Below are 25,793 nucleotides of genomic sequence, written 5' to 3' on the forward strand. Positions count from 1 at the left end.
AAGTGTCCATATCGCGCCGTGGCGCGTGGTTGCGAAGAAAGCGCGGGCTCGACAGGATTATCGGCCCGGCCAGGTGCATATTGAAATTGCCCGGGCCCCGCCACAACGCCGCCGGCGCGGTTTTTACGAAACTTTTACGCCGGCCGTGTTGGGCGCGCGCGGGCCAGGGCGCACACTCGATGGACGGGCAGGGCGGACGCGAGGACGATCAAAATGGACGAGGCGCAAAAGCGCGATGACGTGCACGTTCTGGTAGCCGTACCGGGCCGGCTCGAGGCCGCAGCGCTGATTCGAACGGCAGCGCAGATGGCCCGACGCCGCGGCGATCGCTGGCGGGCAGTGCATGTCGAAACGCCGCGTGCCCGCACGCCGCCGGCCGTGCTGGACAGCCTCTCTCATCAGGTCGCGCGGCTGGGCGGCGAGTGGTGCGTGCTGACCGGCGAGCGCATCGGCGACGAACTGGCCGACCACGCCCAGCGCAGCCGCGCCGATACGCTTATCATCGGTCGCGCCCCGCCGGCGCGCTGGTTCCGGCCCCGGCGGGGTCGTGATCACCGTTTGCTGGACGCCCTCGAGACGCTGGACGTGGTGGTGGTTGCCGGCGTGCCCGACTCGCGCCGCCGGCCGCGCTGGCGGCGGCTGACCTGGCGTGAAGGGTACTGGCCGCTGGCAAGCGCGGGGCTGGCGCTGGTGATTGCCTGGCTGGTGGCCGGTTTGATGCCGCTGGCCAACCTCTCGCTGATCTTTCTGGGGGCGGTGCTGGTCACGGCGATCGGTGCCGGTGCCCGCGCCGCCATGCTGGCCGCCTTGCTGTCGGCGCTGGCCTACAACTTCTTTTTCACCAACCCGCGCTTTAGCCTCGAGATGATCGAGCAGAACGAGCTTTCAACGGTCGGGCTCTTCTTGCTGGTGGCGCTGATCGGCGCTCAGCTGGGCGGCGGGCTTCGAAGACGCATGATGGCGCTGCGAGAGAGCCGCCATCAGATCCGGCAGCTGCTCACTACGGCCCGGGCACTGTCGGCCGCGCCGGATCGCGCCCGGATTCGCGAGATCATCGTCACCACCGTGGCGCACGACTGGTCGCTGCCGTGTGCCTTTCTGGAGTGCGAAGGCGCCTGCGTCATCCCGACGGTGCGTGCCGCCCACCCCGGTGAGCCGGTGCTGGACGCTGCGGCAATAGAGGCGGCCACCTGGAGCTATCACCACGCCGAGCCCGGCGGGCCGGGAACGGCCATGTTCAGCGACCAGCGCTGGCGGATGGTGCCGCTGACCGATGCCTCAGGCGTGCTGGGCGTGATCGCCATGGCCATCGACGAGCGCCGCCCCGGTCGCGAGCGGCGCGACCCCGAGCTTCTGGCCACGCTCTTTCGCCTGTTCGCAGCGGCGCTGACCCGCGTGACGCTGGTCGAGGCGCTGGGCGATGCCCGCCTGGCCGAAGGCAACGAGCGCCTGCGCGCCGCGCTGCTCTCGTCGGTGTCGCACGATCTGCGCACGCCGCTGGCCTCGATCATCGGCTCGGCCAGCACCCTGCGTGATCTCGACGACAGCCTGAGCGGTGAAGATCGACACGAACTGCTGGACGCCGTGCTCGGCGAGAGCGAGCGGCTCGACCGCTATATCCAGAACCTGCTGGACATGACGCGTCTGGGGCACGGGCTTTCGATCAAGTGCGACTGGGTCGCGCCCGGTGATCTGCTGGAAGGTGCGCTGACCCGGCTGGGGCGCTCGCTATCGCGGGTTCAGGTGGTGCGGGCGTGGCCCGATGACCTGCCGCTATTGTATGTGCACGCAGCGCTGATCGAGCAGGCGCTGGTCAATATTGTTGAAAACGCCATTCGCCTGTCGCCCGAGCAGGGGCGCGTCACCCTGAGTGCCCGTGTTGAGGGTGACCGGCTGAGTCTTGTGGTGTGCGATGAGGGGCCGGGCGTGCCCGAGGCGCTGCGCGAGCGGATATTCGAGCGCTTTTTTACCGGCGAGCGAACGGACACCGGCCCCCACGGCAGCGGGCTGGGCCTTGCGATCTGTCGCAGCATGGTGCACGCCCACGACGGTGATGTGCACGTCGAGGACGGCCCCGGCGGGCGCGGGGCCACGTTTGTCATTCGTCTGGCGCTCACCGCAGCGCCCGAGGCGTTCGATCATGACGACTGAATCTCCCCACATCCTGATCATTGACGACGAGCGCGAGATCCGGCGCTTTCTGCGCATCAGCCTGCACTCTCAGGGCTTTGCGATTACCGAAGCGGCCAGCGGGCGCGAAGGGATCGAGCGCGCACAAAACGCCTCGCCCGACCTGATTCTACTTGATCTGGGCCTGCCGGACATGGACGGCCAGGAGGTGCTCAAATCGCTGCACTGGCAGTGCCGGGCGCCGGTGATCGTGGTCTCGGTACGCGAAGGCGAGGAGGAAAAGGTCGCCGCGCTGGATGCCGGCGCCACCGACTACGTCACCAAACCCTTTGGCATTCGCGAGCTGCTCGCGCGCATCCGGGTTGCGCTGCGCGCCGGGGCCATCGTGGCGGCGGCGTTACCGGTGCGCGCCGGGGATATCGAAATCGATCTCCAGCAGCGCCGCGTCAGCCGGGGCGGTGAAGCGCTCCACCTGACCCCGCGGGAGTACGCCTTTCTGGCCCGGCTGGCGCAAACGCCGGGGCAGATCGTCACCGGACGGCAGCTTCTCATCGAGCTGTGGGGGCCGGTGTTTGAACACAACACCCACTACCTGCGCATCCTGGCCAGCCGACTGCGCCAGAAGCTCGGCGATGACCCGCGCACGCCCTCGCTGATCCAGACCGAAGCCGGCATCGGCTACCGGCTGATGGTGGACGGCGACACAGCGCCTTGAAAAGACAATAAAAATCGCCCCTGTTCACATGGGCCACGAGCCGTTAGAATAAGCACCGATGCGCAACGCATCACTGCCCGAGTGGCTCAATTGGATAGAGCAACGGCCTTCGAAGCCGTGGGTTGCAGGTTCGAGTCCTGCCTCGGGCGCCACTTCTTTTGTTTCCTCCCTGTTTTATATTTCCCTCGCTACCCGTTCAGGGTTAAATCTGTTGCGTCTGCGTTCGCCGGCTCGATGTTCAGCAACGAGTGTGTGACATGCAGGGCCGTGAAGAACGCATGCTCTATGCTGAACATGAACAGACTCCACCCCATCATCAGGAGGCCTGAATGGGCATCGAGCTTGCCGGATTTGTCGCCGTTGTTGTGCTGGCCTATCTGATTCCAGGGCCGGATTTCTTGCTGGTCAGCCGCTACGCCGTGCAGAACAAACGCCTTGGGCTGGCGGCGGCGCTGGGAGCACAAAGCGGCCTGTGCATCCACATGCTGGTCGCCGCGCTGGGCCTTTCGGCCATTGCCGCGCAGTCGGCGGAGTTTTTCATGATCGTGCGCTGGCTGGGCGCGGCCTATCTAATCTGGATGGGGCTTTGCGTGCTGCGTCAAAGCCGGCATCAGTCAGCCTCGAGCGATGTTCAAAAGCAGGGTGTTCAAAAAGAGCAGGCTTTGACCGGCCACCGCCGCGCGTTCGCCAACGGCTTTCTGACCAACCTTTTGAACCCCAAGGCCATCGTGTTTTTTCTGAGCGTACTGCCGCAGTTCATGAACCTCGCGGGCGACGCCGTGCGCCAGATACTGATACTGGGCGTGCTGGATGTAGCGATCGGCGTTGTCTGGTGGTGGGGCGTGGTCGCCGTCATGCAACAGCTTGCCGGCATGTTGAAAAGGCCGGCCGTTCGGCAGTGGTGGGATCGCATCACCGGCGGGCTGATGATCGGTGCCGGGGCGCTGCTGGCCCGAAATGGCACCGGCTGATGCGCGAAACTGGTTAGAGGCCTACTGGAAAGTTTTGGAATAAATGCAGTAATGTCACGAACCTTTCCAGCTCCTTTTTCATACCGGGTATAAAAGACATGTTGAAAGGCATCCTGCTCTGCTGTGGTTTTCTGATCATGCAGCTGGCCCTGCTGCACTACGTCGATGTTCGCCAGGCCAATAGCCGCAGCCAGGTCGAGTACACGCAGACGAAGTCACCGCAGGCGAATCTTCGCAACCGGGAAGGGCAGTTGACCCGCCGCGAGGATGAGGACAGCGACGACAGCACCGTCTGATGATCATTGGTACAAAAAAGCCCCGCCATGTGCGGGGCTTTTTTGTGGATGCGATCTTTCAGGATGTCGGACTATCTGGCCAGAAGTCGATATCTAGAGCCAGTGCTGCGGGTAGCGCCGGTGCCTGGCCAGATTGTTGATCACTACCGCCACGAACAGCATCAGCAGGCAACCGACGCCTACGGGGAAGAACGCATAGACCCAGCCCAGCTCGTGCAGCTCATTGGAGCCGATCACTGCGATCAGCGCTGTGGCACCGCCGGGCGGATGCAATGTATGGGTTAACTGCATGATGAGAATGGAGGTAGAGACTGCAACGGCTGCCGCGATCCAGTTATCACCCAGCAGCAGCCACGTGACAAACCCGCACAGCGCCGAAAGCACGCTGCCACCGAGGACATTTCGCGGCTGGGCAAAGGGGCTTTCCGGTGCCGCGTAGAGCAGTACCGAAGTGGCGCCGAACGAGCCGATCATCAGCAGCGTATGGGTCTGCAAGGACTGCGCGCTGATCCAGCCGACCCCGGTCATGCCAATGAACGCGCCCACCCACGACCAGAGCGCATCACGCCAGCAGGGTGCGGTGCGCGACGCCGCTGTGCCTCTCATCTTGCCCAGATAGTTTTTCACGAAGCCCTCGTCGTGAGCGTTCAAAAAAGATCGCTGATAGTGCCACTTGCAAGCAATGCACTGAAATAGTGCATTGCTATGAGGTTAAGTATTTTCTGGAAAGACGACCGGGCATCAGGACATGGGCCGGCAAGTATTGAAGGAAAGGGACGTGGCCATCTCATGCTGGTGAGCGAGTGGGACCAAAAAGCAGCACGCTACTTTAGAATTAATGGCATTACACAACTTTACTTAAGCAGCTCGATTCAATATCGTCGCTTGAGGATTAGCAGCGCCTTACAGAGAACGGACAGGACACCCGTTTTCAGGCAGCCGCTCGAACGCGTGCCGCCATGATGGTTTTGCCGACCGATAGGGCCTGATCCTCGGGTATGAAATGCAAGGAAACGCAAGATTTTTGGGTGCTATAGAACCGCCGCGCGGCCCAGCATCGGGGCGACCCAGCACTCTCTGCAAGGGTGCAATAAAACCGACCCATTTAGCGCGCAGGCGGGGCGGGGAGTCGACAGCGTGCAGGGGGATAAGACCGCAAGGATGCGGTTTGAAGTTATCTTTTACGTCTGAATCTTTACTGTACGGCGAATTTGTTAGCCGAGACCTTTTTAGAGTTAAATTAATCTAATGTATTTAGATGGGAGGAGCGATGATTACTCAGATAAATATGAATGCTGTTGCAAGTTTTAAGCAGGCGATTTCATTTGAGACCGATAAAAGAATTAATCTTATTTATGGTTTGAATGGGACTGGCAAGTCAACAATATCAAATTTTCTTTACCAGCCTGATGACCCATCTTTTGCGCTATGCAGTAAAAAGCAAAATCAGACCGCTCCTGTTCTTGTATACAATCAAAAATTTGTACGTGACCATTTTTTCGTTGCAGATAGCTTAAAAGGCATTTTTAGTCTTTCTAAAGAAAATAAAGAGGCTGAGCAAATAATTCATGATTCGAAAAAAAGAGATGAAGAGCTAAAAGAAGAACTACATGCGGAGCAAGCAGCTAGAGAACAGGAGGAAAAGTCGTTTTTTAAACAAAAACAGCAGGCTATAGATAGTGCATGGAATATCAAAAAGAAATACGCGGGCGGAGATCGTGTGCTTGAATATTGCCTTGAGAATCTTAAAGGGCAAAAAGAAAAGCTGTTTGACCATTTAAAAAGTATATCGAAGCCCACGAGCGAACCTGTACAAACTATAGAAGAAATTAAGAAAAAGGTAGAGACTCTTAAGAGTGCTGATGCTCAGCCACAGCAGCGTCTAGTTACACTTTCATTTCAGGCTCATGATGTTGAGTTAGATGAGCTTCTTATGAAATCAATACTTGGTAATAGCGATAGCGAGGTCGCTGATTTAATCGAACAGTTGGGTAATGCTGACTGGGTAAAGCAGGGTGTTAACTATCTGCCAGATAATCTTGATTCGGCAGAATTTGAAGTGAAATGTCCTTTTTGCCAAGAGTTAACTATAACAAACGATTTTATTGAAAATATAAAGAAATACTTTGATGTAAGCTATCAAAATCAAATTCAAAGTTTAAATAAGTTGCTTGAAAAATATAGCCAAGCTATCGATGCTCTGCCAAAAATAGAAATGTTTACTGACCATGCATCTGCGCAAGAGCACAAAGACACGTTGTCAGATAAATATAATAACATTGAGATGACACTTCGTGAAAACATCAGAAATTTAAAAGATAAGATCGAAACTCCTAAGCAGATTGTTTTGTTAATAAATACTAGGCAAATAATATCGGATTTCAATAAAGAGATAATAGAGATAAATCAAAAGATAGATGATTATAATAAGTCGCTGTACAGTCGCGAGGCTTCACTCAAAGAGTTGAAGGGTGAGTTCTGGTCGTTAATGCGCTGGCAATATGATCAAACAATTTCTAGATACGAAAAAGACGAACAGGCGTCAGTTGTTAGATTGAATGAAATAGATGAAAACATAGCTAGAATTAATACCGATATTATCGAAGTGGAAAATGAGATTAGGGCTGCTCAACAAAAAACTGTAAATGTAGACGCGGCAGTGGATGCAATTAATGCTGGTTTGTTAGATCTCGGTATAGACGGTTTTAGTTTGAAAAAGCACTCAGAAAGCCTCTATAGGGTAGTACGTGCTGGTGAATCTTCTGATGCTTTTCATTCACTCAGTGAAGGCGAGAAAATGATGATAAGCTTCTTATACTTCTGTGAGCTGTATAAAGGATTGTCTAGCGCAAAAGACTCACATAGGGAGAGGATAATAGTGATAGATGACCCTATATCAAGCTTGTCCCATATATTCGTTTTCAATATAGGCCAGTTGATTCGCTCAGTTTTTTTTCGAGGAGACCGATGCCGTCAGGTTATTATTTTGACGCACAGCCTCTATTTTTTTTACGAGTTAACTGATACTAATCACCAGCGTCGAAGCAATACTCAAAAATTATTTAGGCTGTCGAAGCCATCTTCAGGAAGCGTTGTGCAGGAAATGAGTTATGAGGAAATTCAAAACGATTACCAAGCTTATTGGTCTGTAGTGAACGATAGGAATCAACCTTCAGCACTTATAGCGAACTGCATTCGCAATATTATTGAATATTTTTTTGGGTTTGTTCGCAAGAAAGATTTAAATAACGTCTTTCAGATGGCAGAGTTTCAAGATAATAAGTATCAGGCTTTTTGTCGGTATATTAACAGGGAGTCTCATTCCCTAGGTCAAAATGTTATTGACACAAAAGAATTTGATTATGATGTTTTTAAAGATGGGCTGAGGCTTGTTTTTGAGAAAGCAGGTTATCCGGAGCATTTTGATGCAATGTCTAGATGTTAGGGTATATCTGAAAAATTAGTTCCCATACTGTGCTGTCATGGCCCTTAAGTTGACGGCCAGCCAAGCACTATACAAAGTAAGCCTTAGAATGGAATGTTGAGAGTCTGTCGAGGGTGAGTCAAAACTCCATACATACTGTAGCGTTTTTGAAGTGGTCACCTTCAAAGTAGAGATAAACAACTGAGGCCTCGTCAAAGAGTGGCAGGTTATAAACCAAAATCGGTCTGAACTTAATCTGTTATCAAGCCTCATGACCAATGCCCGATCATTTTTAGGAGTTCGATCACCTGACCAGTGCAAGCATGGAAAAGCCTATACATGGTATACAGGAAGGTATACTGAAACGATTATCAATATGCCCATATGATTAATATCAATGGCTTGCATCGTTTTTATAGTCCTGCCTCGAGCCACTCGGCTACCACACCGCATTCCCCAAAAGCCCCGCCAAATGCGGGGCTTTTTACGATCTCTATCAGCTCACGAGGCTATGGTCTGACGGCGGCGTTACTCCTTCGGCGCGCGCTTGTTCAAAAGATCCGTTTCATCGCTGTTTCGGGCAATTTCCTGCTCGACCTTTTTCATCAGCTTTTCATCCGGGCGGGCATCGAACAGGGCCTCGGCGCCCGGGTCGCGCAGGATCTGCTGGGCGCGCGTCCGGGCCGGGCGCTGGTCACTGCCACCCTCTGCATCGGCTTTGGGTGCTGGCCGGTGCTCGGCGCTGGCCGGGGCGGGCGTTTCATCAGCGCGGGCGGGGTCTGAGTCGGTGCCCTGAAAGCGCTCCAGCGCCTGCTCCAGTGATGGGTTAAAGCGCAGGCGGTAGATGGGTTCGGGCAGGCTGAAACCTTCATGTTCCAGGGCGTGCTTGGTCTCGCGAATGGTGATGCTGCGGGCCTTGCCAAAGTCGGTGGCAGATTGATCCACCCACACCTGAAACTCGAGCACGATGTTGGAATCCCCCACCTGGGTGATGATGCCCATGGCTTTGGGCTCGTTTAACACGAACCCCAGCTGATGGATGGCATCAAGCCCTACCTTGATGGCGGCGAGGGGGTCGTCATCGCCGTCCACGCCCAGTTCAAAGGTGAAGCGGCGCTCCGGGTTGCTGGTGTAGTTGAGGATGGTGCCCTTGAAGACATCGGCGTTGGGGATGCGCAGCTGATTGCCATCGAGTGTCATCAGGATCGTGGCGCGCGAGGTCAGCCGCACGACGATGCCTTCCTGACCGTTGATGACGACCTGATCGCGGGCCTGAAAGGGCTGTCGAATGCTGAGCATCAAAGAGGCGATGTAGTTTTCGATGGTGTCCTTGACCGCAAAGCCCACGGCGATGCCGATCACGCCGGCCCCGCCCAGCAGCGTGCCCAGAATCGTCTCGGCGCCCATCAGGCTGAGCGCCAGAATCAGCCCGAAGACGATAAAAATGACCCGGACGGTCTGGGACAGCAGTGCTGCCACGAACGCATTGGGGGTCAGGCGCTGCCACAGGCGCTGACGTCGGGAGAGCCACGCCCCGAACCAGGTGACGAGCGCAAACAGCACGATGCCGACCAGCAACAGGGGCAGGGCCTTGATCACGCCTCTGGCCTGGGCGACCAGCCCGTGCGCGACGGTGGAGACGTTGTCCTGCACATCGAGTGTGCGGTTGATGGCGTCATTGACGGTGACCACGTCGGTCAGGCGGCCGGTAAGGCTGATGGCCTGCTGCGCCTTGCGCTCGTTGGCCGTTTCCCCGGAGAGCGTCACCACGCCCTGAACCACGCTGATCTCCACAGCGTCCAGACCCTCGATCTCGGAAAAAATCCCGGTGATACGGGTCTGGATGTCGTTGTCCCTGCTCGGGCTCGGGGTGGTTTCGATCCGCGCTTCATCCGTGCCTTCTGCACGGGAGGCGCTGCCCTGCAGGGCCTGGGCGGCGGCCGACAGTTCTTCCGCGGCGTGCGCCGGGGCCGTGATGAGCGTACTGAGCAGCACCAGCAAAAAGATGCAGACGCTCAGACGCCGGCAGCCGAAAAAAGAGGGCGGGAAAGCGGCCATAATCATCCTGTGTCATGGGGGCGGGGGGTTGAATCGCGAGACGACGAGGCCTGATGAGCGCGGCTTGCCTGTGCGTTCAGGGCATTCTGGCAGGTCAGTGTAGTCAAGGTGTCCTGCATTGCGGTCCGGGCAGCGTCGACAGGATGTTTCAGACACTCGCGGCGAGGCGGCCAACCTCGGCGATCAGCCGGTCGCGCTGCGCCGGATCGGCTTCCGGCAGGTAGACATAGGCCACCATGATCACCGCCCCGCGATCCGCGGGCCAGGCGATGCCGATATCACCGGCGTTGCCGACGCTGTTAGTGCCGGTTTTCTCACCGACCAGCCACTCGGCCGGCAGGCCGGCGCGCAGGCGAGCGTCTCCCGTTTTGCCCTCGATCATCCAGGCGGCGAGCTGGTGGCGTGAGGCCGGCGAGAGCGCCTCGCCCAGCAGCAGGGTGTGCAGGGTCTGCATCATCGCCCGCGGCGTGGTGGTGTCGCGCTCGTCCCCGTCGTGGTCATGCTCGTTGAGCGTCGGCTCGGTGCGATCAAGGCGGGTGGTGCTGTCCCCGATCCCGCGCAGAAAGGCCGTAACTTCCGCCGGGCCGCCGAGGCTTTCGATCAGCAGATTGGCGGCGGCGTTATCGCTCCACGCCACCGCGGCCTGGCCGAGCTCGGCGATCGTCATGCCCGGGCTGCCCATTTGCTTTTCGGTCACGGGCGTCCAGCCGGTGAGATCGGATTGTTTGACCTCGATGCGCTGGTCAAGCGTTACCTCGCCGCGGTCCACCTGTGCCAGTACGGCGGCCGCGATAAACACCTTACAGGTGCTGTTGAACAAAAACCGCTCATCGCTGCGGTGGCTGACCACCGCGCCCGTGGCCACGTTCATGAGCGCCACGCCCAGCCGGCCTTCGTGCTGTTGTTCCAGCGCCTGAAGCCCTTTTGGGATGGATACGTCAGCGGGGGCAGAACCCGCCCGGGCCAGCGTGGGCAGGGCCAGCCCGACCAGTGGCAGCAGTGAGGCGGTGCGAAGCAGGCGTCGACGGTCAAGCGGTGGCATGTGGGCGCTTCCATGGGTGGGGGAAGCACACTATAGCCTTGATGCCACGCACCAGGGTGTCCTTGTCGTTCAATCCATTTGAAGACGCTTTGCGCCCCTTTGCCTTTTTAACCCGCGCAGGCCTTCCACCGTCAAAATGATGACCGATAGCCAGATCGCGAGGTAGGTTGGCCATTCGGCGGGGTGGATGGCCTCTCCCAGCGCGAGTGCGACCAGCATCAGCAACACGGGCTCGACATAGATCAGCAGACCAAAAAGGCTCAGGTTGAGGTGAGGGGCCGACAGGGCCTGAAACGTCAGCGCCAGTGCGCTGACAAGCCCCAGCCCGAGCACTGCCCACAGCAGATGAATATCGACAGCCGGCCCGGAAATGACCTGCCCTCCCTGCATGATGAAAAAAAGCGCCAGTGGCAGCGCAAGAATCATGTCAAACCAGAGCCCACCAATATTGTTGGTGTCGGTCTGGCGGCGTAGCCAGAAATATCCGGGATAGCCCAGGCACACGGCCAGTGTCGGCCAGGCCAGCGTCTGCGAAACAACCAGCTGATTGAGTATGCCGAGGACAGCGAACAGGCAGGCCAGCTGTTGAAGACGCGACATTCGATCCCTGAAGGCCAGCCGACCAACCATCACCATCGTCAGGGGCAAAATGAAATACCCAAGCGACACGGCAAGGCCGTAATCGTTGCCCGGCGCCCATACAAATATCCAGAGTTGAAAGCTCAGAAGAAAGGAAGACAGCAGGCGAATCACTATAAAATAGCGTTCGCGATATCTTCTTCGATAAATACTTGTGACCTGTGGCCAGTATCCTCTAAAAATGATAAAGGCAGTCAGGCAGGGAAATGTTAAAAACATGCGCCAGCCAAAGATTTCTTCGCCACCCAGTGCAGAAAGCTGCGAGGTATAAGCAAACATCAGGGCGAAAAATAGCGATGCGGTAATGTTGAGGGTAACGCCAAGTGTTGTGTGCTGATGAGGCGGCATGGCTTTTTGAATATTGGTGGATGACATGCGATATTTTATGCCATCGACCCTGATAAAGGTTCTCAAAATTTTTGTTGTTCATGAGAGATTTTACCGCATGCCTCATCCTTCAGGGCTGGACAGATTCGATACGGCACTGCTCGAACTTCTGCAAAAGAACTGCCTGACGCCGCTGCGAGAGCTTTCCGAGGCCGTGAATCTCTCACCGGCCACGGTCCAGCGTCGCATTCAAAGACTCAAGGACAACGGCTTTATTCTCGCCAGCGTGGCCGTTATCAACCCTGAAAGGGTCAACAAGAACATAACGGTTCTGGTTGAAGTACAGGCGAACAAGACATACACGGATGATCTTGAAACACTGAAAAAAAGCTTTTCAGGGCCTGAAATACAGCAGTGCTATTACGTGACCGGCGAGGCAGACTTTATGCTGGTGTTACTGGTGTCGGACATGAAAACCTTTGAGGCAATATGCGATCGCCTTTTTCATGACAATAAAAACGTTAAATGGTTTAGAACCATTGTGGTGCTGGACACCGTCAAGGCCACGCTGGATGCAATATAAACCATTGTCCATGCCGGATCGGGAGATAATTATCCCTGAGACGGAAAAAAATGGTCCCTTCCAATGAGACGTCGGCGGCGACACTCGGGTTAAAAATATCCTGCCTTTCAGAATATGACGACGGCCATTGGCCTGGCGCCTCCGGTATCAGGTGTGAACAGGCCGAAAGCGCGGGTGCCGCCGTCACCCGAGGGTGTCATGAGTCTGCATCAGGGGCTAAAAAAGCTCGGCTTTAGAAAAATCTACCCAGGCATTTATATAGCGAACAAATAAATCGCACACGAAAATCAAGTATCCAGCCCCCTTCGCCGATATTAGAAAGACTCTGTCCATAGTCTATGGCTATCTAAAACCTTTCCGGAATCGGTACAAATGACCATACGAGATCTTTCCATCAGTAAGCAGATCGGGCTGGGGTTTCTGGTTGCCGTTGTGTTTCTGGTACTTAGTGGAGTGTTGAATTCCTTGAGCCTTCGCAGTGTCAACGACACGATGGGCTCGCTGTATTACGACCGGGTGGTCCCGCTGAAGGATCTCAAGGTGATTTCGGATGCCTATGCCGTGGATGTCATCGATGCGGTCAACAAGGCCAATGCCGGGCTGATGACGGCCGAGGAATCGTTTCAGGCCGTGCGCAGTGCCCACGAGGTCATCAACAGCCACTGGGCGGCCTACATGAACACCATGCTCACTCCAGAGGAAGCGGCCATTGCTGCCCGGGCTCAGGCGCTTTTTGTCACCGCCAACGACGCCCTGAACGGGGTGGAGCAGACACTACAGGGCATGACAGGTCGGGTCAGGGGGCAGCTCAATGCCATCGATGGGCCGCTGTATGCATCCATCGACCCCATCAGTGATGTTATCGGTGAGCTGATCAATCTTCAGCTGCGCGAAGCAGAGGCGGGCATGGAGCATGGCGCGTCCCAGTATCACCAGGCGATGCTGGGCACGCTGGCACTGGCGCTGATTGCCGTGCTGATCTCGGTCGTGGCGGCCATCGTGATTACCCGCGGCATTACCCGACCGCTGGGGCAGGCCGTTGAGCAGGCAAGGGCCGTGGCGGCGGGGGATCTGTCGGTCAGCGTCGAGCCCCGCTCGCGCAACGAAATAGGTCAGCTTTTGATGGCCCAAAAGGAGATGGTCACCGGGCTGGCTCGAGTGGTCGCCAGCGTACGGCGCAACGCGGAAAGCGTGGCCTCGGCAAGCGCGCAGATTTCTCAGGGCAACGATGATCTGAGCCAGCGCACCATGCTGCAGTCTTCTGCCATCGAGCAGACCTCGGCCTCCATGGAGGAGATGGGGTCCAGTGCCACCCAGAATGCCGACAACGCGCAAAAGGCCAATCAGCTCACCACCAGCGCCAGTGCCGTGGCGCATCAGGGGGGCGAGGTAGTCGGGCAGGTTGTCCAGACAATGCGTGACATCAACGACAGCAGCGGCCGGATCAACAACATCGTCGGTGTGATCGACGGCATCGCCTTCCAGACCAATCTGCTGGCACTCAACGCCTCGGTGGAAGCCGCGCGAGCCGGTGAGCAGGGTCGCGGCTTTGCCGTGGTGGCCAGCGAAGTACGCAGTCTGGCCCAGCGCAGTGCCGAGGCGGCGAAGGACATTCGCGCGCTGATCGACGAAAGCGTCAAGCGCGTTGAAAAGGGCACGGATCTGGTGGATCGGGCGGGCAGGACCATGGAGGACATCGTCTCGTCCATCAAGCATGTCAGCGATATCGTCGGCGAGATCAGCGGTGCCAGCAGTGAGCAGAATCTGGCGGTCGGGCAGGTGAGTCAGGCCATCACCCAGCTTGATGAAGCCACACAGCAGAATGCGGCGCTGGTCGAGGAATCTGCCGCCGCGGCCGCCAGCCTGAAAGACCAGGCGCACGAGCTGGTCTCCGTGGTCGGGCAGTTCCGGCTGGGCGATCAGAGCGCAAGCGCTTACGCCAGAGGGTAATGCGGTTGTCAGGCCACGCCGGCAGATGACGCCGGCGTGGCGTGTCAAAGGGTTTTGCCGCTTGTCCCAGTGGCATTTCGCGTAGTTCATGACCACACTTTCTACCGCACCAATCAATGAGGGAGAGAAGGCATGGCGATCCGCTATGAAGTGCATGAACACGCGACCGCACACGTTCAGGGCGCGCCCAATCGTGAGCAGCAAAAGGAAATGGATGACATGCCGCTGGAGTGCTTTCGCATCTGGGACAGCCAGGAAGAGCGCTATGTCAGCGAAGAGTATGAAGTGCGCGAGGAAGCCGAAGAAGACTGCCAGCGGCTGAACGAAGAGGGCTGAGACCCTTTCGGTTTAAAAAACATCAGGCCCATCGGTGATTTGCCGGTGGGCTTTTTTATGATCGTGTCGTTCCTGGAAAACGCTTGACCTTATAGAAGGTAGAAGGTTTACAAAGGGGGTGTTCACCTTACAAGGAGCTTGACCATGTCCGATCAGACCAGCTGTGCCTGCCCGAAGTGCACCTGTGGCGTCAACGACAACGCCGTCGAGCAGGACGGCAAGCTGTACTGCTGCCAGGCCTGCGCCACCGGCCACGCCGATGGTTCCGAAGGTTGCGGCCACAACTGCAGCTGCGGCAAGTAATCAGGCTGTCATTGGCAGGCCCGCGCGGCCTGCCATTGCTGGCTGACATGGCCCCCGACAAGTCGTCGGCGGGTCATTTTTTATGCACGCATCAAGGCAATCGCTGCGGCGTGATGCCTGCCGGGGCGGCCTGCGACAAACGGCCCGATGCGGCGTGACTTGATATTGCGCCGGGTCGCAACCATCTCATGGGTAATTCACCTGTTCAGGAGTCTTCCATGAGCACACCGCGTATTCTGATGGTTCTGACCTCTCACGACGAGATGGGCGACACCGGCCACAAGACCGGTTTCTGGGTCGAGGAGTTTGCCGCCCCTTATTACACCTTCCTCGATGCCGGCTGCGAGATCGTGCTGGCAACGCCTGCAGGTGGCGCCGCGCCGATCGACCCCAACAGCGAAGGCGATGACGCTCAGACCGAAGCCACGCGCCGTTTCTATGGCGATGATGAAGCGAAGGCGCGCATTGCCGATACCGCGCGTCTGGCCGACATGCGCGCCGAAGATTTCGACACCGTCTTCTATCCCGGTGGCCACGGCCCGCTGTGGGATCTGACCGACAATTCGGACTCCATTGCGCTGCTTGAAGACTTTTTGGGCCAGCACAAGCCGATCGCCTCGGTCTGCCATGCGCCCACGGCGTTTTTGAATCTCAGGGACGCGCAGGGCGAGTTCGTGATCAAGGGCAAAAAGGTCGTCGGCTTCACCAATGAAGAAGAGGCCGCCGTTGGCCTGACCGAGGTGGTGCCGCACCTGCTCGAAGACGAGCTCAAGCGCCGCGGGGCGGACTATCAGAAGGTGGATGCCTTTGCCCCGTTTGCCGTGGAAGACGGCCTGGTAATTACCGGCCAGAACCCGGCAAGCTCGGAAGCCGTGGCCGAGAAACTGCTGGCAGCGCTCAAGCGCTAAACGTTTGATGCGCCACAAAAAGCCCCGACGTTGAAGCGTCGGGGCTTTTTTTATGTCTGGGGGCCGTCGCAAGCCGGCACATCACCGGGGTCAGAGCTATCGATCCAGCAGCATCCAGATCGTAAAACCTGCAAAGGCCAGCAGAATAAAGATTAACCGTTGACTCATGTTGTTCCTTCCTTCTGGTTATCGAAGGCCTCTGTCCGAAAGGCCGGGCCTATAATGCCTCGCCCGTGGTCATAAAAGAACACTAATACACGGCTTTTGACGTGAATTCTCAAGTAGGTAGACTGGTCTACCTATTCTGCATTCTGGATAATGGCCATGACATCATCTGAAGCGCCATCGGCGACCAGCGCTCGCGAGCGCCTGCTCAACGCAGCGGCCATGCTGTTTTACAGTGACGGTATTGCCGGCACCGGTATCGATGCCATTGTCAGACGCGCGGGCGTGGCCAAAAAGAGTCTCTACAACAACTTCGACTCCAAGGCAGCACTGGTGACCGCCTATCTGCAGGCGCGTCACACCGAGTGGCTTGCGCTGTATGAGGCGCGGCTGACAAAAGCCTTCACACCCCCGGATCAGGTGCTGGCAGTATTTCTGGCCTATCAGGATCACGCCGAGTGGGCCTATGAGCGCGGCTTTCGCGGCTGCGGATTGCTCAACGCTGCCGCCGAACTGCCGGCCGGCCATGAGGGTCGCGAGGTGGTTCTCGGTCACAAGCGTCAGGTGGAAGCACTGCTGGCCGCACCGCTGACTGAACTGACCGGCGATGAAACCGCAGCGGCCCGGCTGGCGCAGCAGCTCGCCTTTCTGCTGGAAGGCGCGATGGTGCGCGCAGGCCTTGAAGGCAATAGCTGCTGCGTTCGTCAGGCCCATGACATGGCCAGGGCGATGGTGAATGCCCCATGAATACGACCTCTCGCGAACACCTGCTCGGCGTGGCCGGCGTTTTGATCGCCGCCGTGCTTTGGGGCACGACCGGTACGGCAGCGACCTTTGCTCCCGAGGTCAGCGCCGTGGCGATTGGTGCCGTGGCCATGGGGCTGGGCGGGCTGCTGCAGGCGCTGGTGGCGGCGCCGCGCATCCGAAAGGCTCGGGCATCACTGCGTGCGCGCTGGCCCTGGCTGCTCTCCGGGGCGGTGGCGGTGGCGATCTATCCGCTGGCGTTTTACGCCTCGATGCGTCTGGCCGGCGTCACCATCGGTACGGTAGTGTCGATCGGCTCGGCGCCGCTGCTCTCGGCGTTGATCGAATCGCGCCTGGAAGGGCTGAAACTCGGCGCGCGCTGGAAAATCGGCGCGACGCTGGGGCTGGTCGGCATGGGGCTTTTGTGTCTGGCCGAGACCGGCGCGCATACCGGCGTGGGCAGTACGACGCAGGTACTGCAGGGCGTGGCGATGGGGCTGGTGGCCGGGCTGACCTACGCGTTTTACTCCTGGTCAGCGCGATATCTGATGCAGGGCGGCATCCCCACACGGGCGGCCATGGGCGCCACCTTTGGCCTGGGCGGGCTGTTGCTGATGCCGGTGCTGCTGCTCACCGGCGCGCCGCTGCTGGCCTCGACCAATAACGCTGCCGTCGGGCTCTACATGGCACTGGTGCCGATGTTTCTGGGCTATATCGGCTTTGGGTACGGGCTGGCCCGAGTGCCGGCCAGCACCGCCACCACCATCACGCTGTTCGAGCCGGTCGTGGCCGCGCTGCTGGCGGTGGTGATCGTCGGTGAGCGCCTGCCGCCGCTGGGCTGGGGCGGCATCGTGCTGGTGATCGCGTGTCTGGTGTGTCTCACGGCGCCGGTGCGCTGGCGGCGCGCAGGGCTGGATAAGCAGACCGCGACGGCAGGCTGAGACCTACGGATCGATACGCTGCCAGTCGTCCCACGGCGGCGTGTCACCAATCACTTCCTGAAGATAGTCCATGAACGCCGCCACCTTGGGCGTGCGCAGCCGGCCGTCGGTGGTCAGCACATGAATCATGCGCCGCTCGGGCACCACCTCACAGCGCCAGGTGCTCAGCAGCGGCACCAGCTGCCCACAGGTCAGCGCCTCGTGAATCAGCCAGGTGGGGAAGAGCACAAGGCCCTGACCCAGAAGCGCCGCCTGCAACAGGCTGTCGGCGTCGTTGCTGTAGAGGCTGCCGGCCAGCTCAAATGCCGTGGGGGTTTTCTCATCCGGTGCCTGAAAGTACCAGCGCTGGCGCCCCATCTCGCCCTGATAGAGCAGGCAGTCATGGTGTTTCAGTGCCTGTGGCGTTTTGGGGGTGCCATACTCGGCGAGATAGGCCGGTGCGGCGGCCACCACGTAGTTCATCGGTGCCAGCGGCCGGGCGATCAGGGCGGAGTCGGCCAGCTGTCCGACGCGAAAGGTAATGTCGCTGCCTTCGCGCACCGGGTCGGTCAGCGCATCGGTGAGCAATAGTTCGGCGCGCACATCCGGGTAGCGCTTTTGAAAATCGCGCAGCAGCGGCACGACCTGATGGCGCCCGAACGCCACCGGACTGTTGATATGCAGCGTTCCCGCCGGTGTCCGCGCCGGGCTTTTCAGCGCCTCGGTGGCCTGATCAAACTGCTCGAGCGTGCCGCGAACCTGCTCGTAGTACTGCCGGCCGGCCTCGGTCAGCGTCACCGCTCGGGTATGGCGATAGAGCAGCCGAACGCCCAGATCTGCCTCCAGCGCGCTGACCTGACGTGAGACGGAAGACACCGCCCTGTGAAAATGACGCGCCGCCGCGGTAAAACTGCCGGTGGCCGCGACCCGTTCGAACGTGCGTAACGCGTTGAGATCCATCATGTTGCGCCTGATGCAATAATGATTTGCATCATGTTCGATTTAAGCAACATGGCGCAAGGACCATAATGCCCGGCATCATTTGATGAACAAGGGAGTCTCATCATGCAAAAGGGTGTAGCACTGGTCGTTGGGGCCACCGGCATTACCGGCGGCAATCTGGCCACGTATCTGGTCGCCAGCGGCTGGACCGTATATGGGCTTTCACGCCACCCGTCGCAACAGGCGGGCGTGATCCCGGTCTCGGCCAATCTGCTGGACGGTGATGCCACCGCCATGGCGCTCAAGGGCCTGCCGATCAGCCATGTCTTTTATTGCACCTGGACGAAGCGCGACAGCGAACGGGAAAACGTCGACGCCAACGGCGCAATGATGAACAACCTGTTCGCCGCGCTGGACCCGAAAAAGCTGGTGCACGCATCGCTGGTGACCGGCACCAAGCAGTATCTGGGCTCGTTTGAAAGCTACGGCAGCGGCAAGGTCGAAACGCCGTTTCGCGAGTCCGCCCTCCGCGTGCCGGGGGAGAATTTCTACTACACGCTGGAAGATATCCTGATCGAGGCCGCTGGCAAGTACGGTTTTGCCTGGAACGTGCACCGCCCGCATACCGTGATCGGCCACGCCCGCGGCAACGCCATGAACATCGGCACCACCCTTGCCGTGTACGCCTCGATCTGCAGGGCCACCGGGCGGCCGTTCATCTTTCCGGGCTCGCAGCTTCAGTGGAACGCGCTGACCGACATGACCGATGCGCTGCTGCTGGCCCGTCAGATGGCCTGGGCGGCGCTGACGCCCGGCGCGCACAATCAGGCGTTCAACACGGTCAACGGCGACACCTTCCGCTGGCGGCGCATGTGGCAGGAAATCGGCGAGTTTTTCGGTTTGGAAGTCGCCGACTGCCCCGACACGCCGCAGCCGCTGGATGAGCAGATGGCCGGCATCGAGCCCGAGTGGCAAAACATTGCCGAGCAGCACGGTCTGGTCGAATCGGATGTGACGAAGCTGGCCTCCTGGTGGCACACCGACGCCGATCTGGGCCGCGAGCAGGAGTGCGTCAACGATCTGGTCAAATGCCGCGATTTCGGCTTTAACGAATTCCGCGAGACCCGCGCCGCCTTTTTCGATCTCTTTACCCGGCTGCGGGCGGAAAAGGTCATTCCGTAAATCGGCGCATTCGCGCATCGAAAAAGCCCGCCACTTAACGAGTGGTGGGCGTTTACTGTCAACTCATGTCGGCGTGATTTTCTCCCACGCCAGCACGCCCTCTATCTCACCTTCATCCTCGAGCCTTCCTTCCCGGGCAAACTGCGCCCAGAGCGCGCGCAGTCGACGGCCATCGGTTTCCATTTCCTGTTCGGTCATCCCCTCGACAATACCGGCATGGCGCCACACGTCCCAGCCGGCAAACAGCAGGGCGAGATCGATACTGTGGCAGGCGCCGCGGGCGGCCTGGTCGCTGCCCCAGTCAAGCCGGTAGCGCCACACGCGCCCACCGGCGTTGGCATGGCGCCGGGCAAAGCGTCTGGTGGGGCGGGAATAGAGACCGGCGGTGATGGCTCGGCTGAGCGTGCGTCGGCACCCCGTGCCGATCACCGGCAGGCGAAACAGCCCCTGCAGCGGCTCGGCTTCGGGCATGAACAGTTCCGCTTCATCCACGTTGTGGCCAATCAGCACATCGCAGTGGGGCGCGCGCTGCTCAAGCGCGGTTTGACGCTGTGTCAGCCGGGGTAGCGGCGCCTGGCCGAACTGTACGCCAAAGGGCATCAGGCCGCCGGGTAGATAGCGCTGGCCGATTTTTTCGACTCGCTGCTGGGCATCGAGACAGGCCTTGAGTGAACTGTGTGCGTTGACGCTTTCGGCGGCTTTGGCCATGGCGGTGTGCATGGTGCGCCGACCGGGGGTAATGCCCAGTGGCGCGCTCTGGATGATGACGCGCTGAAAAAGCCCGCGGGTCTCATCAGCGCACATCAGGTGGGCTATGGCGTCGCCCCCGGCCGACTCGCCGAACAGGGTGACGTTATCGGGGTCGCCACCAAAGGCGGCGATGTTCTTCCTGATCCAGCGCAGCGCAGCGATCATGTCCAGCAGGCCCAGATTGGCGGGCCGTCCCCTGGTCTCTTCCCGAGTGTTTGTCTCTGCCTGAAAGGTGCCACCCACGAAGCCGAAAATACCCAGACGATAGGTCACATTAACGGTGACCACGTCCTGCTCCGATACCAGTGATTTCGGGTCGTGGATGGCCAGATCCCCCGCCCCGAAGATGTAGGAGCCACCGTGAATCCATACCATCACCGGGCGAGGTGTGGTGGCCGGGTGATCGGGTAAGCAGATGGACAGCCGGGCGCAGTCTTCCTGCTGCGCCATGGCGTTGGGTGACACCCCCAGCAGGCGGGTGAAGGCCTGCATGGTTCGCTGCGGGCTGGCGGGTGCCCATTGCGTCGCACCGATCGGCGCTTCAGATCGTGCCAGTGGTATAGGCGGCTGAAACCGTTCGGTGCGAGCGTAGGGGATGCCGGTGGCGCGCAGCACATTGCCGTCACGCCAGCCGATAATCTCACCGGCCGGCGCGTTAAAACGGGGCGGGGCTAGGGTCGTCTCTGACATCCGGGTCTCTGGCCATGAAGTCGTATAATGAGTGCTCGACACTGATCACGGTCAGGCGCGGGCAATCGGGCTGTCATGCATGGGAAGTCGGTTTATCCCAGCACCTGCGGGTTGAGATGCCAGGTGCTCCAGGTCAGCGCGGTGGCCAGCGTCACCCAGGCCAGATAGGGCACCAGCAGGGCGCCGGCGAGCGGTTTGATACGCCAGAAGGCAATCAGCGTGGCGAGAATCAGGATCCAGAGCACGACCGTGCCGGCAAAGGCGATCGCGCCCAGCTGCCAGACAAAGTAGAGCCAGCTCCACAGCGCGTTGAGTGCCAGCTGCACGACAAACAGCGTCAGCGCCGGGCGCACGTTTTGCGTCGGCTTTTCCCGCCAGACAAGCCAGGCGGCAATGCCCATCAGGGCGTAGAGCGTGGTCCAGACCGGGCCGAACGCACCGGCCGGGGGCGCCCAAAAGGGCTGCTGCAGCTGCTGATAGAATTCGGCGGCATTAACGGAGGCAACCGCGCCGATGGCGGCGGCGGTATAGGCCAGCACCAGCCAGCCGGCCAGGCCCATGAACTGTTGACGTTGGGTGAGTGACTTCATGCCATGTCTCTTTTTTGAAAATCTGTTGTAAACCGTCCGGCTTGAACGTCTGCTGTGACATTCATGCCGGCGCCGTGTGCAATAGCGCATGGGGGCGCTTTGCATAATAGCGCTCGTGACCGAGTGTGGCAGTGGGGCAGGATGACTCATGATGTCACCGCTGATAAGAGGAGAGCACATGCAGATTGCCATCATGGGGGCCGGTGCGGTCGGGTGCTACTACGCCGCGCTGTTGGCCCGCGCCGGCCATGCGGTGACGTTGATCGGCCGCGCCAATCACATCGAGGCCATTCACCGGGAAGGGCTGATCCTTGAGACGGCGTCAAAGCGCGAGACGTTCGAGGTCTCGGCCAGCGTCGATGTGAGCGCCCTGAAAGACGCCGAGCTGGTGCTTTTTTGCGTCAAGGCCACCGATACCGAGGCCGCCGGCGCGGCGATGGCGCCGGTGCTGTCTGACACTGCGGTGGTGTTGAGCCTGCAAAACGGCGTGGATAACGCCGAGCGGCTCGCCGCCCTTTTGGGCCGTGTGGTGATGCCGGTGGTGGTTTATACCGCGGTGGCCATGGCCGGGCCGGGGCACGTGCGCCACTACGGTCGCGGCGAGCTGGCGCTGGGCGCTTCACCCGTGAGTGAGTCGCTGGCAGATCTGTTCGAGCGTGCCGGTATCCCGACACAGGTGTCCGGTAACGTGGCCGGCATGCTGTGGGAAAAGCTTGTGATCAACTGCGCCTGGAATGCGATGTCGGCCATCACCCGGCAGCCCTACGGCGCGCTGATGGCGGTTGAAGGCACCCGGGCGCTGGTGACAATGATCGTTGACGAGTGTCGGGCCGTGGCACGGGCCTGTGCGGTAGCGCTTCCCGATGACATTACGGCGTCAACCCTGGCGATTGCCGAGACCATGGCGGGGCAGCACTCCTCGACGGCGCAGGATCTGGCCCGTGGCCGTCCCGGGGAAATCGAGCACCTTAACGGTTTTATCGTGCGACAGGCGCAGGTCCACGGCATTGCCACGCCCATCAACCACGCCCTGCTGGTGCAGATACGTGCGCTGGAGCAAAGGCACGCCACTTCTGATATGTCTTCCTGCTGATATAACTCTCTTCCGGTATCGGCGGCCGGGCTCTGCGGCCGCCGGCATTGCACTTTGGTCCCGATATCGACCAAAGCCGCGCTTCTCGTCGGTCAGGTGCGCTGTACAGTCCACTGAACAATGTTCAATCCACTGTACGACCGCAGGTCTTCGGAGCGCGCCATGACGCAAAAAACGCTGAAGGTGGCGGTAGCCACGCCACTAAGCGAGACACTGTGTGCGCTGATCGAGTCCCTGGTGCCCGAGATCGAGCTGCTGCGTGACCAGTCGCTGCTGCCGCCCATGCGCCACCCGGCAGACTTTGCCGGCGACCCGAATTTCAAGCGTACGCCCGAGGAGGAGGCGCGCTTTGACGCGCTGCTGTGCGAGGCGGACGTGCTCTACGGCATTCCGGATGTCGACCCGCAGCGGCTGGCCAGAATCGTTAAGGCCAACCCGAAGCTTCGCTGGGTACACGTCATGGCTGCCGGCGGTGGCGGGCAGGTCAAGGCGGCGGGGCTTTCCGGCGAGGCGATGGAACGGGTGATGTTTACCACCTCGGCCGGTGTGCATGGCGCGCCGCTGGCGGAGTACGCCGTGTTTGGCGTGCTGGCCGGCGCCAAGCAGCTGCCCCGCATCATGGCCCAGCAGCGCGATCATCACTGGGGCGATCGCTGGCTGATGGGCCAGATCAGCGAGCAGCAGGTGCTGATTCTGGGACTGGGCGGTATCGGCCGTGAAGTGGCGCGCCGGCTATCGCTTCTGGATATGCACGTGCTGGGGGTGTCGCGCCAGCAGCGCCTGGTGCCCCATGTTGATGAAATCATCGCGCCCTCCGAGCTTCGCGACGGCGTGCGCCGCGCCGATGCCATCGTGATCGCGCTGCCGGGCACCGAGGCCACCGAAGGATTGATTGATGCCGAACTGCTGGCCGAGATGAAGCCCGGCGTCACCCTTGTCAACGTGGGGCGCGGCACGGTCATCGATGAAGTTGCGCTGATCCAGGCATTGCAGAGCAATCACATCGGGCTGGCGGTGCTGGATGTGACGGCCTCGGAGCCGCTGGAGAACACCTCGCCGCTATGGGACATGCCCAACGTACTGCTCACGCCCCATACCGCCGCGCTCAGCGAGTCCGAAGACCGTCTGATCGCCGAGTTTTTTGCCGATAACGCCCGGCGCTATCTCAACGGCGAGGCGCTTAGAAACCGTGTTGATACGGTCGAGTTCTACTGATGAGCGCCCCGGCCGTGACGCGTGCCCTGCGCGTACTGACCCTGCTGGAAGCGGCGGCCGGTGAAACGCTGGGCGTGAGTGAAATGGCGCGCCAGCTCGGCGTGGCACGCTCATCGCTTTTCAACATCTGCCTGTCGCTGGAAGCCGAAGGGGTGATCCAGCGCGTGGAGGGCGGCTACCGGCTGGGGCGCCGTCTGGTGGAGCTGGGCGGGGCGTATCTGCGCACGGTGGACCCGGTTCAGGCGTTTTATCAGGCCTGCAGCGATACCCCCTTTCTTCACGATGAAATCTGTCAGCTGGCGGTGCTCGATGGCACGGACGTGCTCTATCTCGCCGCCCATGCCGGGCGCCTACCGCTGCGCATGACGGCAAGCATCGGCAGTCGCTTTCCGGCCTCGATCACGGCGGTGGGCAATGCGTTGCTGGCAGGTCTTGATGATGACGAGCTCAGGCAGCGCTTCGAGGACCCGGCCACGCGCCCGGCCTGGACGGCAGATTCCATCACCGATCTCGAGGCGCTGATCGACAAGATTCGCGACGTGCGCGGTCGGGGGCACGCACGGGATAAAGGCGAAGTGTTTACCGGTATCCGCGGGCTGGCGGTGGCGGTAGCGCCGCAGTACAGCGGCGAGCAGGGCTTTGCCGTGGGCGCCTCGCTGCTGGAGGTGTACTGCAACGATCATATCGAGCTGCAGGCCATCGAGGCGCTGTCCAGCATGGCCGTACACATTGCCAATCCGATGAATCTGGGCAAGGGCAGCGCCGGCGCCGCTACCTGACGAGCCCAGCGCTGCCGGCCACCAATAGCCACTTTGAGGGAGAGATACATGCAAAAAGCTCAAGCGTCGCCGGGCGGTGCTCTGCGGGTCGGGATGATTGGTCTGGGCAGCATGGGCATGCCGATGGCGCGCAATCTGCTCGCGGCCGGTGTCGCCAGCCGGGTCAGTGTCTTCGGCCGCTCGCCGGAAAAACTCGCCCCGGCACTGGCGGCCGGCGCCGAGCGCTGTGACACCCCAAAGGCGCTGGCGGCGCAAAGCGATGTGGTCATCACGGTACTGCCGGACCTGCCCCAGCTCGAGGCGCTGATCGACGGCAATGACGGCCTGCTGGCCGGGCTTGCCGGGCCGCTGCTGCTGGTGATTTGTTCGACATCATCGCCCGAGGGCGTTCGCGCGCTGGCCGAGCGGCTTGATGAACGAAGCCGGGGGCAGATTCATGTGCTGGACGCGCCGCTGTCTGGCGGTACGGACGGCGCCGAGGCGGGCACGCTTTCGATCATGGTGGGCGGTCTGGATGAGGATCTCGACCGCGCGCGTTTCGCGCTGGAGACGATGGGCACGCCGGTGCTGCTGGGCCCGCTGGGCGCGGGCGAGGTGGCCAAGGCGTGTAATCAGATGGTGGTGGCGGCCACCATGGTGGCGCTGTCGGAGGCCACCACCATCGCCGAACGCGCGGGGCTGGACGTCGAGAAACTCTTGACCTGTCTGGGCGGCGGCTATGCCGGCGGGCGCTTTCTGGAATCGCGCAAGCAGCGCCTGATCGACAAGGACTATGCGCCCTCCGGCATTGCTCGCTACATGATCAAGGATCTCGGCTTTGCCCATGAGGAAGCCGCGCAGCAGCAGGTGGTGACGCCGCAGCTCTCGACGCTTTTGTCGCTGTATCAGGACCTGGGCGCGCGCGGGCTGGGTGATCTGGATCTGACCGTGACGCAGCGCTATATCGCCGAGCTGGATCAAAAGTCCGATCGCGATCGGCACGACTGATCCGTCGGGCACAGGCAGGCACAGACAGAAAGGCAGCGGGAACAGGGGGTTACA

At 60.0% G+C, this 25,793-nt stretch carries 24 protein-coding genes and 1 tRNA gene; 18 read left to right on the forward strand and 7 right to left on the reverse strand.

The window, feature by feature from the left end; translation table 11 throughout:
• Positions 1-213: 213 nt before the first annotated feature.
• From ACS92L_RS03510 to ACS92L_RS03530, 5 genes are all read left to right on the forward strand, one after another.
• On the forward strand, positions 214-2,151 hold the full coding sequence (locus tag ACS92L_RS03510; protein ID WP_438767141.1) for an ATP-binding protein: 1,938 nt from the start codon (positions 214-216) through the stop codon (positions 2,149-2,151).
• On the forward strand, positions 2,141-2,845 hold the full coding sequence (locus tag ACS92L_RS03515) for a response regulator (RefSeq protein ID WP_438767142.1): 705 nt from the start codon (positions 2,141-2,143) through the stop codon (positions 2,843-2,845). Before ACS92L_RS03510 ends, ACS92L_RS03515 begins: the two co-directional genes overlap by 11 nt.
• A gap of 75 nt (positions 2,846-2,920) precedes the next feature.
• Positions 2,921-2,997: transfer RNA gene (locus ACS92L_RS03520), tRNA-Arg, on the forward strand.
• 177 nt (positions 2,998-3,174) lie between these two features.
• Complete coding sequence (locus ACS92L_RS03525) at positions 3,175-3,816, forward strand: LysE family translocator (protein ID WP_438767143.1); 642 nt, start codon at positions 3,175-3,177, stop codon at positions 3,814-3,816.
• 98 nt (positions 3,817-3,914) lie between these two features.
• Entirely contained in the window at positions 3,915-4,112 is a 198-nt protein-coding gene (locus ACS92L_RS03530; RefSeq protein ID WP_438767144.1) for a hypothetical protein, read from the forward strand.
• A gap of 93 nt (positions 4,113-4,205) precedes the next feature.
• On the opposite strand, the gene ACS92L_RS03535 is transcribed toward ACS92L_RS03530, so the two are convergent.
• Positions 4,206-4,739: an HPP family protein gene (locus ACS92L_RS03535; RefSeq protein ID WP_438767145.1), complete on the reverse strand. Its 534-nt coding sequence runs from the start codon at positions 4,737-4,739 to the stop codon at positions 4,206-4,208.
• Positions 4,740-5,382: 643 nt separating this feature from the next.
• Here ACS92L_RS03535 and ACS92L_RS03540 point away from each other — a divergent pair.
• Positions 5,383-7,557 carry an AAA family ATPase gene (locus tag ACS92L_RS03540; protein ID WP_438767146.1) on the forward strand — a complete coding sequence of 725 codons (2,175 nt, stop codon included), beginning with the start codon at positions 5,383-5,385 and terminating at the stop codon, positions 7,555-7,557.
• A 507-nt stretch (positions 7,558-8,064) separates the two neighbouring features.
• On the opposite strand, the gene ACS92L_RS03545 is transcribed toward ACS92L_RS03540, so the two are convergent.
• The 3 genes from ACS92L_RS03545 to rarD all read right to left on the reverse strand — a co-directional run bounded on the left by ACS92L_RS03545 (position 8,065) and on the right by rarD (position 11,650).
• Positions 8,065-9,600 carry a mechanosensitive ion channel domain-containing protein gene (locus ACS92L_RS03545; RefSeq protein ID WP_438767147.1) on the reverse strand — a complete coding sequence of 512 codons (1,536 nt, stop codon included), beginning with the start codon at positions 9,598-9,600 and terminating at the stop codon, positions 8,065-8,067.
• A gap of 142 nt (positions 9,601-9,742) precedes the next feature.
• Positions 9,743-10,636 carry a class A beta-lactamase gene (gene bla / locus ACS92L_RS03550; RefSeq protein ID WP_438767148.1) on the reverse strand — a complete coding sequence of 298 codons (894 nt, stop codon included), beginning with the start codon at positions 10,634-10,636 and terminating at the stop codon, positions 9,743-9,745.
• A 69-nt stretch (positions 10,637-10,705) separates the two neighbouring features.
• Positions 10,706-11,650, reverse strand: a complete 945-nt coding sequence (gene rarD, locus ACS92L_RS03555; RefSeq protein ID WP_438767149.1) for an EamA family transporter RarD — start codon at positions 11,648-11,650, stop codon at positions 10,706-10,708.
• A gap of 70 nt (positions 11,651-11,720) precedes the next feature.
• On the opposite strand from rarD, the gene ACS92L_RS03560 reads away from it, so the two are divergent.
• From ACS92L_RS03560 to ACS92L_RS03590, 7 genes are all read left to right on the forward strand, one after another.
• Complete coding sequence (locus tag ACS92L_RS03560) at positions 11,721-12,185, forward strand: Lrp/AsnC family transcriptional regulator (RefSeq protein ID WP_438767150.1); 465 nt, start codon at positions 11,721-11,723, stop codon at positions 12,183-12,185.
• Positions 12,186-12,557: 372 nt separating this feature from the next.
• Complete coding sequence (locus ACS92L_RS03565; protein WP_438767151.1) at positions 12,558-14,135, forward strand: methyl-accepting chemotaxis protein; 1,578 nt, start codon at positions 12,558-12,560, stop codon at positions 14,133-14,135.
• A 132-nt stretch (positions 14,136-14,267) separates the two neighbouring features.
• Positions 14,268-14,471 (forward strand): hypothetical protein, encoded by a 204-nt coding sequence (locus ACS92L_RS03570; protein ID WP_438767152.1) that lies wholly within the window; start codon positions 14,268-14,270, stop codon positions 14,469-14,471.
• A 144-nt stretch (positions 14,472-14,615) separates the two neighbouring features.
• Positions 14,616-14,774, forward strand: a complete 159-nt coding sequence (locus ACS92L_RS03575; RefSeq protein ID WP_438767153.1) for a metallothionein — start codon at positions 14,616-14,618, stop codon at positions 14,772-14,774.
• Between the two features lie 218 nt (positions 14,775-14,992).
• A complete protein-coding gene (locus ACS92L_RS03580; RefSeq protein ID WP_438767154.1) occupies positions 14,993-15,682 on the forward strand; it encodes a type 1 glutamine amidotransferase domain-containing protein in 690 nt (229 codons plus the stop codon).
• Positions 15,683-16,006: 324 nt separating this feature from the next.
• Positions 16,007-16,594: a TetR/AcrR family transcriptional regulator gene (locus tag ACS92L_RS03585; protein WP_438767155.1), complete on the forward strand. Its 588-nt coding sequence runs from the start codon at positions 16,007-16,009 to the stop codon at positions 16,592-16,594.
• The gene (locus ACS92L_RS03590) at positions 16,591-17,532 is read left to right on the forward strand and encodes a DMT family transporter (protein ID WP_438767156.1); all 942 of its coding nucleotides are present in this window, start codon (positions 16,591-16,593) and stop codon (positions 17,530-17,532) included. The genes ACS92L_RS03585 and ACS92L_RS03590 overlap by 4 nt, the downstream gene beginning before the upstream one ends.
• A 3-nt stretch (positions 17,533-17,535) precedes the next feature.
• Here the strand turns inward: ACS92L_RS03590 and ACS92L_RS03595 are convergent, their stop codons facing one another.
• Positions 17,536-18,474 (reverse strand): LysR family transcriptional regulator, encoded by a 939-nt coding sequence (locus ACS92L_RS03595; protein WP_438767157.1) that lies wholly within the window; start codon positions 18,472-18,474, stop codon positions 17,536-17,538.
• 102 nt (positions 18,475-18,576) lie between these two features.
• Between ACS92L_RS03595 and ACS92L_RS03600 the strand changes: the two genes are divergently transcribed.
• Entirely contained in the window at positions 18,577-19,635 is a 1,059-nt protein-coding gene (locus tag ACS92L_RS03600; protein ID WP_438767158.1) for an SDR family oxidoreductase, read from the forward strand.
• Between the two features lie 63 nt (positions 19,636-19,698).
• Here ACS92L_RS03600 and ACS92L_RS03605 read toward each other — a convergent pair whose 3' ends face one another.
• Together ACS92L_RS03605 and ACS92L_RS03610 are read right to left on the reverse strand one after the other, a co-directional pair.
• The gene (locus tag ACS92L_RS03605; RefSeq protein WP_438767159.1) at positions 19,699-21,075 is read right to left on the reverse strand and encodes a carboxylesterase family protein; all 1,377 of its coding nucleotides are present in this window, start codon (positions 21,073-21,075) and stop codon (positions 19,699-19,701) included.
• Positions 21,076-21,167: 92 nt separating this feature from the next.
• Positions 21,168-21,665 (reverse strand): TspO/MBR family protein, encoded by a 498-nt coding sequence (locus ACS92L_RS03610; protein ID WP_438767160.1) that lies wholly within the window; start codon positions 21,663-21,665, stop codon positions 21,168-21,170.
• A 178-nt stretch (positions 21,666-21,843) separates the two neighbouring features.
• Between ACS92L_RS03610 and ACS92L_RS03615 the strand changes: the two genes are divergently transcribed.
• From ACS92L_RS03615 to ACS92L_RS03630, 4 genes are all read left to right on the forward strand, one after another.
• On the forward strand, positions 21,844-22,758 hold the full coding sequence (locus ACS92L_RS03615; RefSeq protein ID WP_438767161.1) for a ketopantoate reductase family protein: 915 nt from the start codon (positions 21,844-21,846) through the stop codon (positions 22,756-22,758).
• 162 nt (positions 22,759-22,920) lie between these two features.
• A complete protein-coding gene (locus ACS92L_RS03620; protein ID WP_438767162.1) occupies positions 22,921-23,973 on the forward strand; it encodes a D-2-hydroxyacid dehydrogenase in 1,053 nt (350 codons plus the stop codon).
• Positions 23,973-24,752 (forward strand): IclR family transcriptional regulator, encoded by a 780-nt coding sequence (locus ACS92L_RS03625; protein WP_438767163.1) that lies wholly within the window; start codon positions 23,973-23,975, stop codon positions 24,750-24,752. The genes ACS92L_RS03620 and ACS92L_RS03625 overlap by 1 nt, the downstream gene beginning before the upstream one ends.
• Positions 24,753-24,800: 48 nt before the next feature.
• On the forward strand, positions 24,801-25,739 hold the full coding sequence (locus tag ACS92L_RS03630) for an NAD(P)-dependent oxidoreductase (RefSeq protein WP_438767164.1): 939 nt from the start codon (positions 24,801-24,803) through the stop codon (positions 25,737-25,739).
• Positions 25,740-25,793: the final 54 nt, after the last annotated feature.

This window comes from Kushneria halocnemicola (assembly GCF_965650455.1).
Classification (GTDB): Bacteria; Pseudomonadota; Gammaproteobacteria; order Pseudomonadales; family Halomonadaceae; genus Kushneria.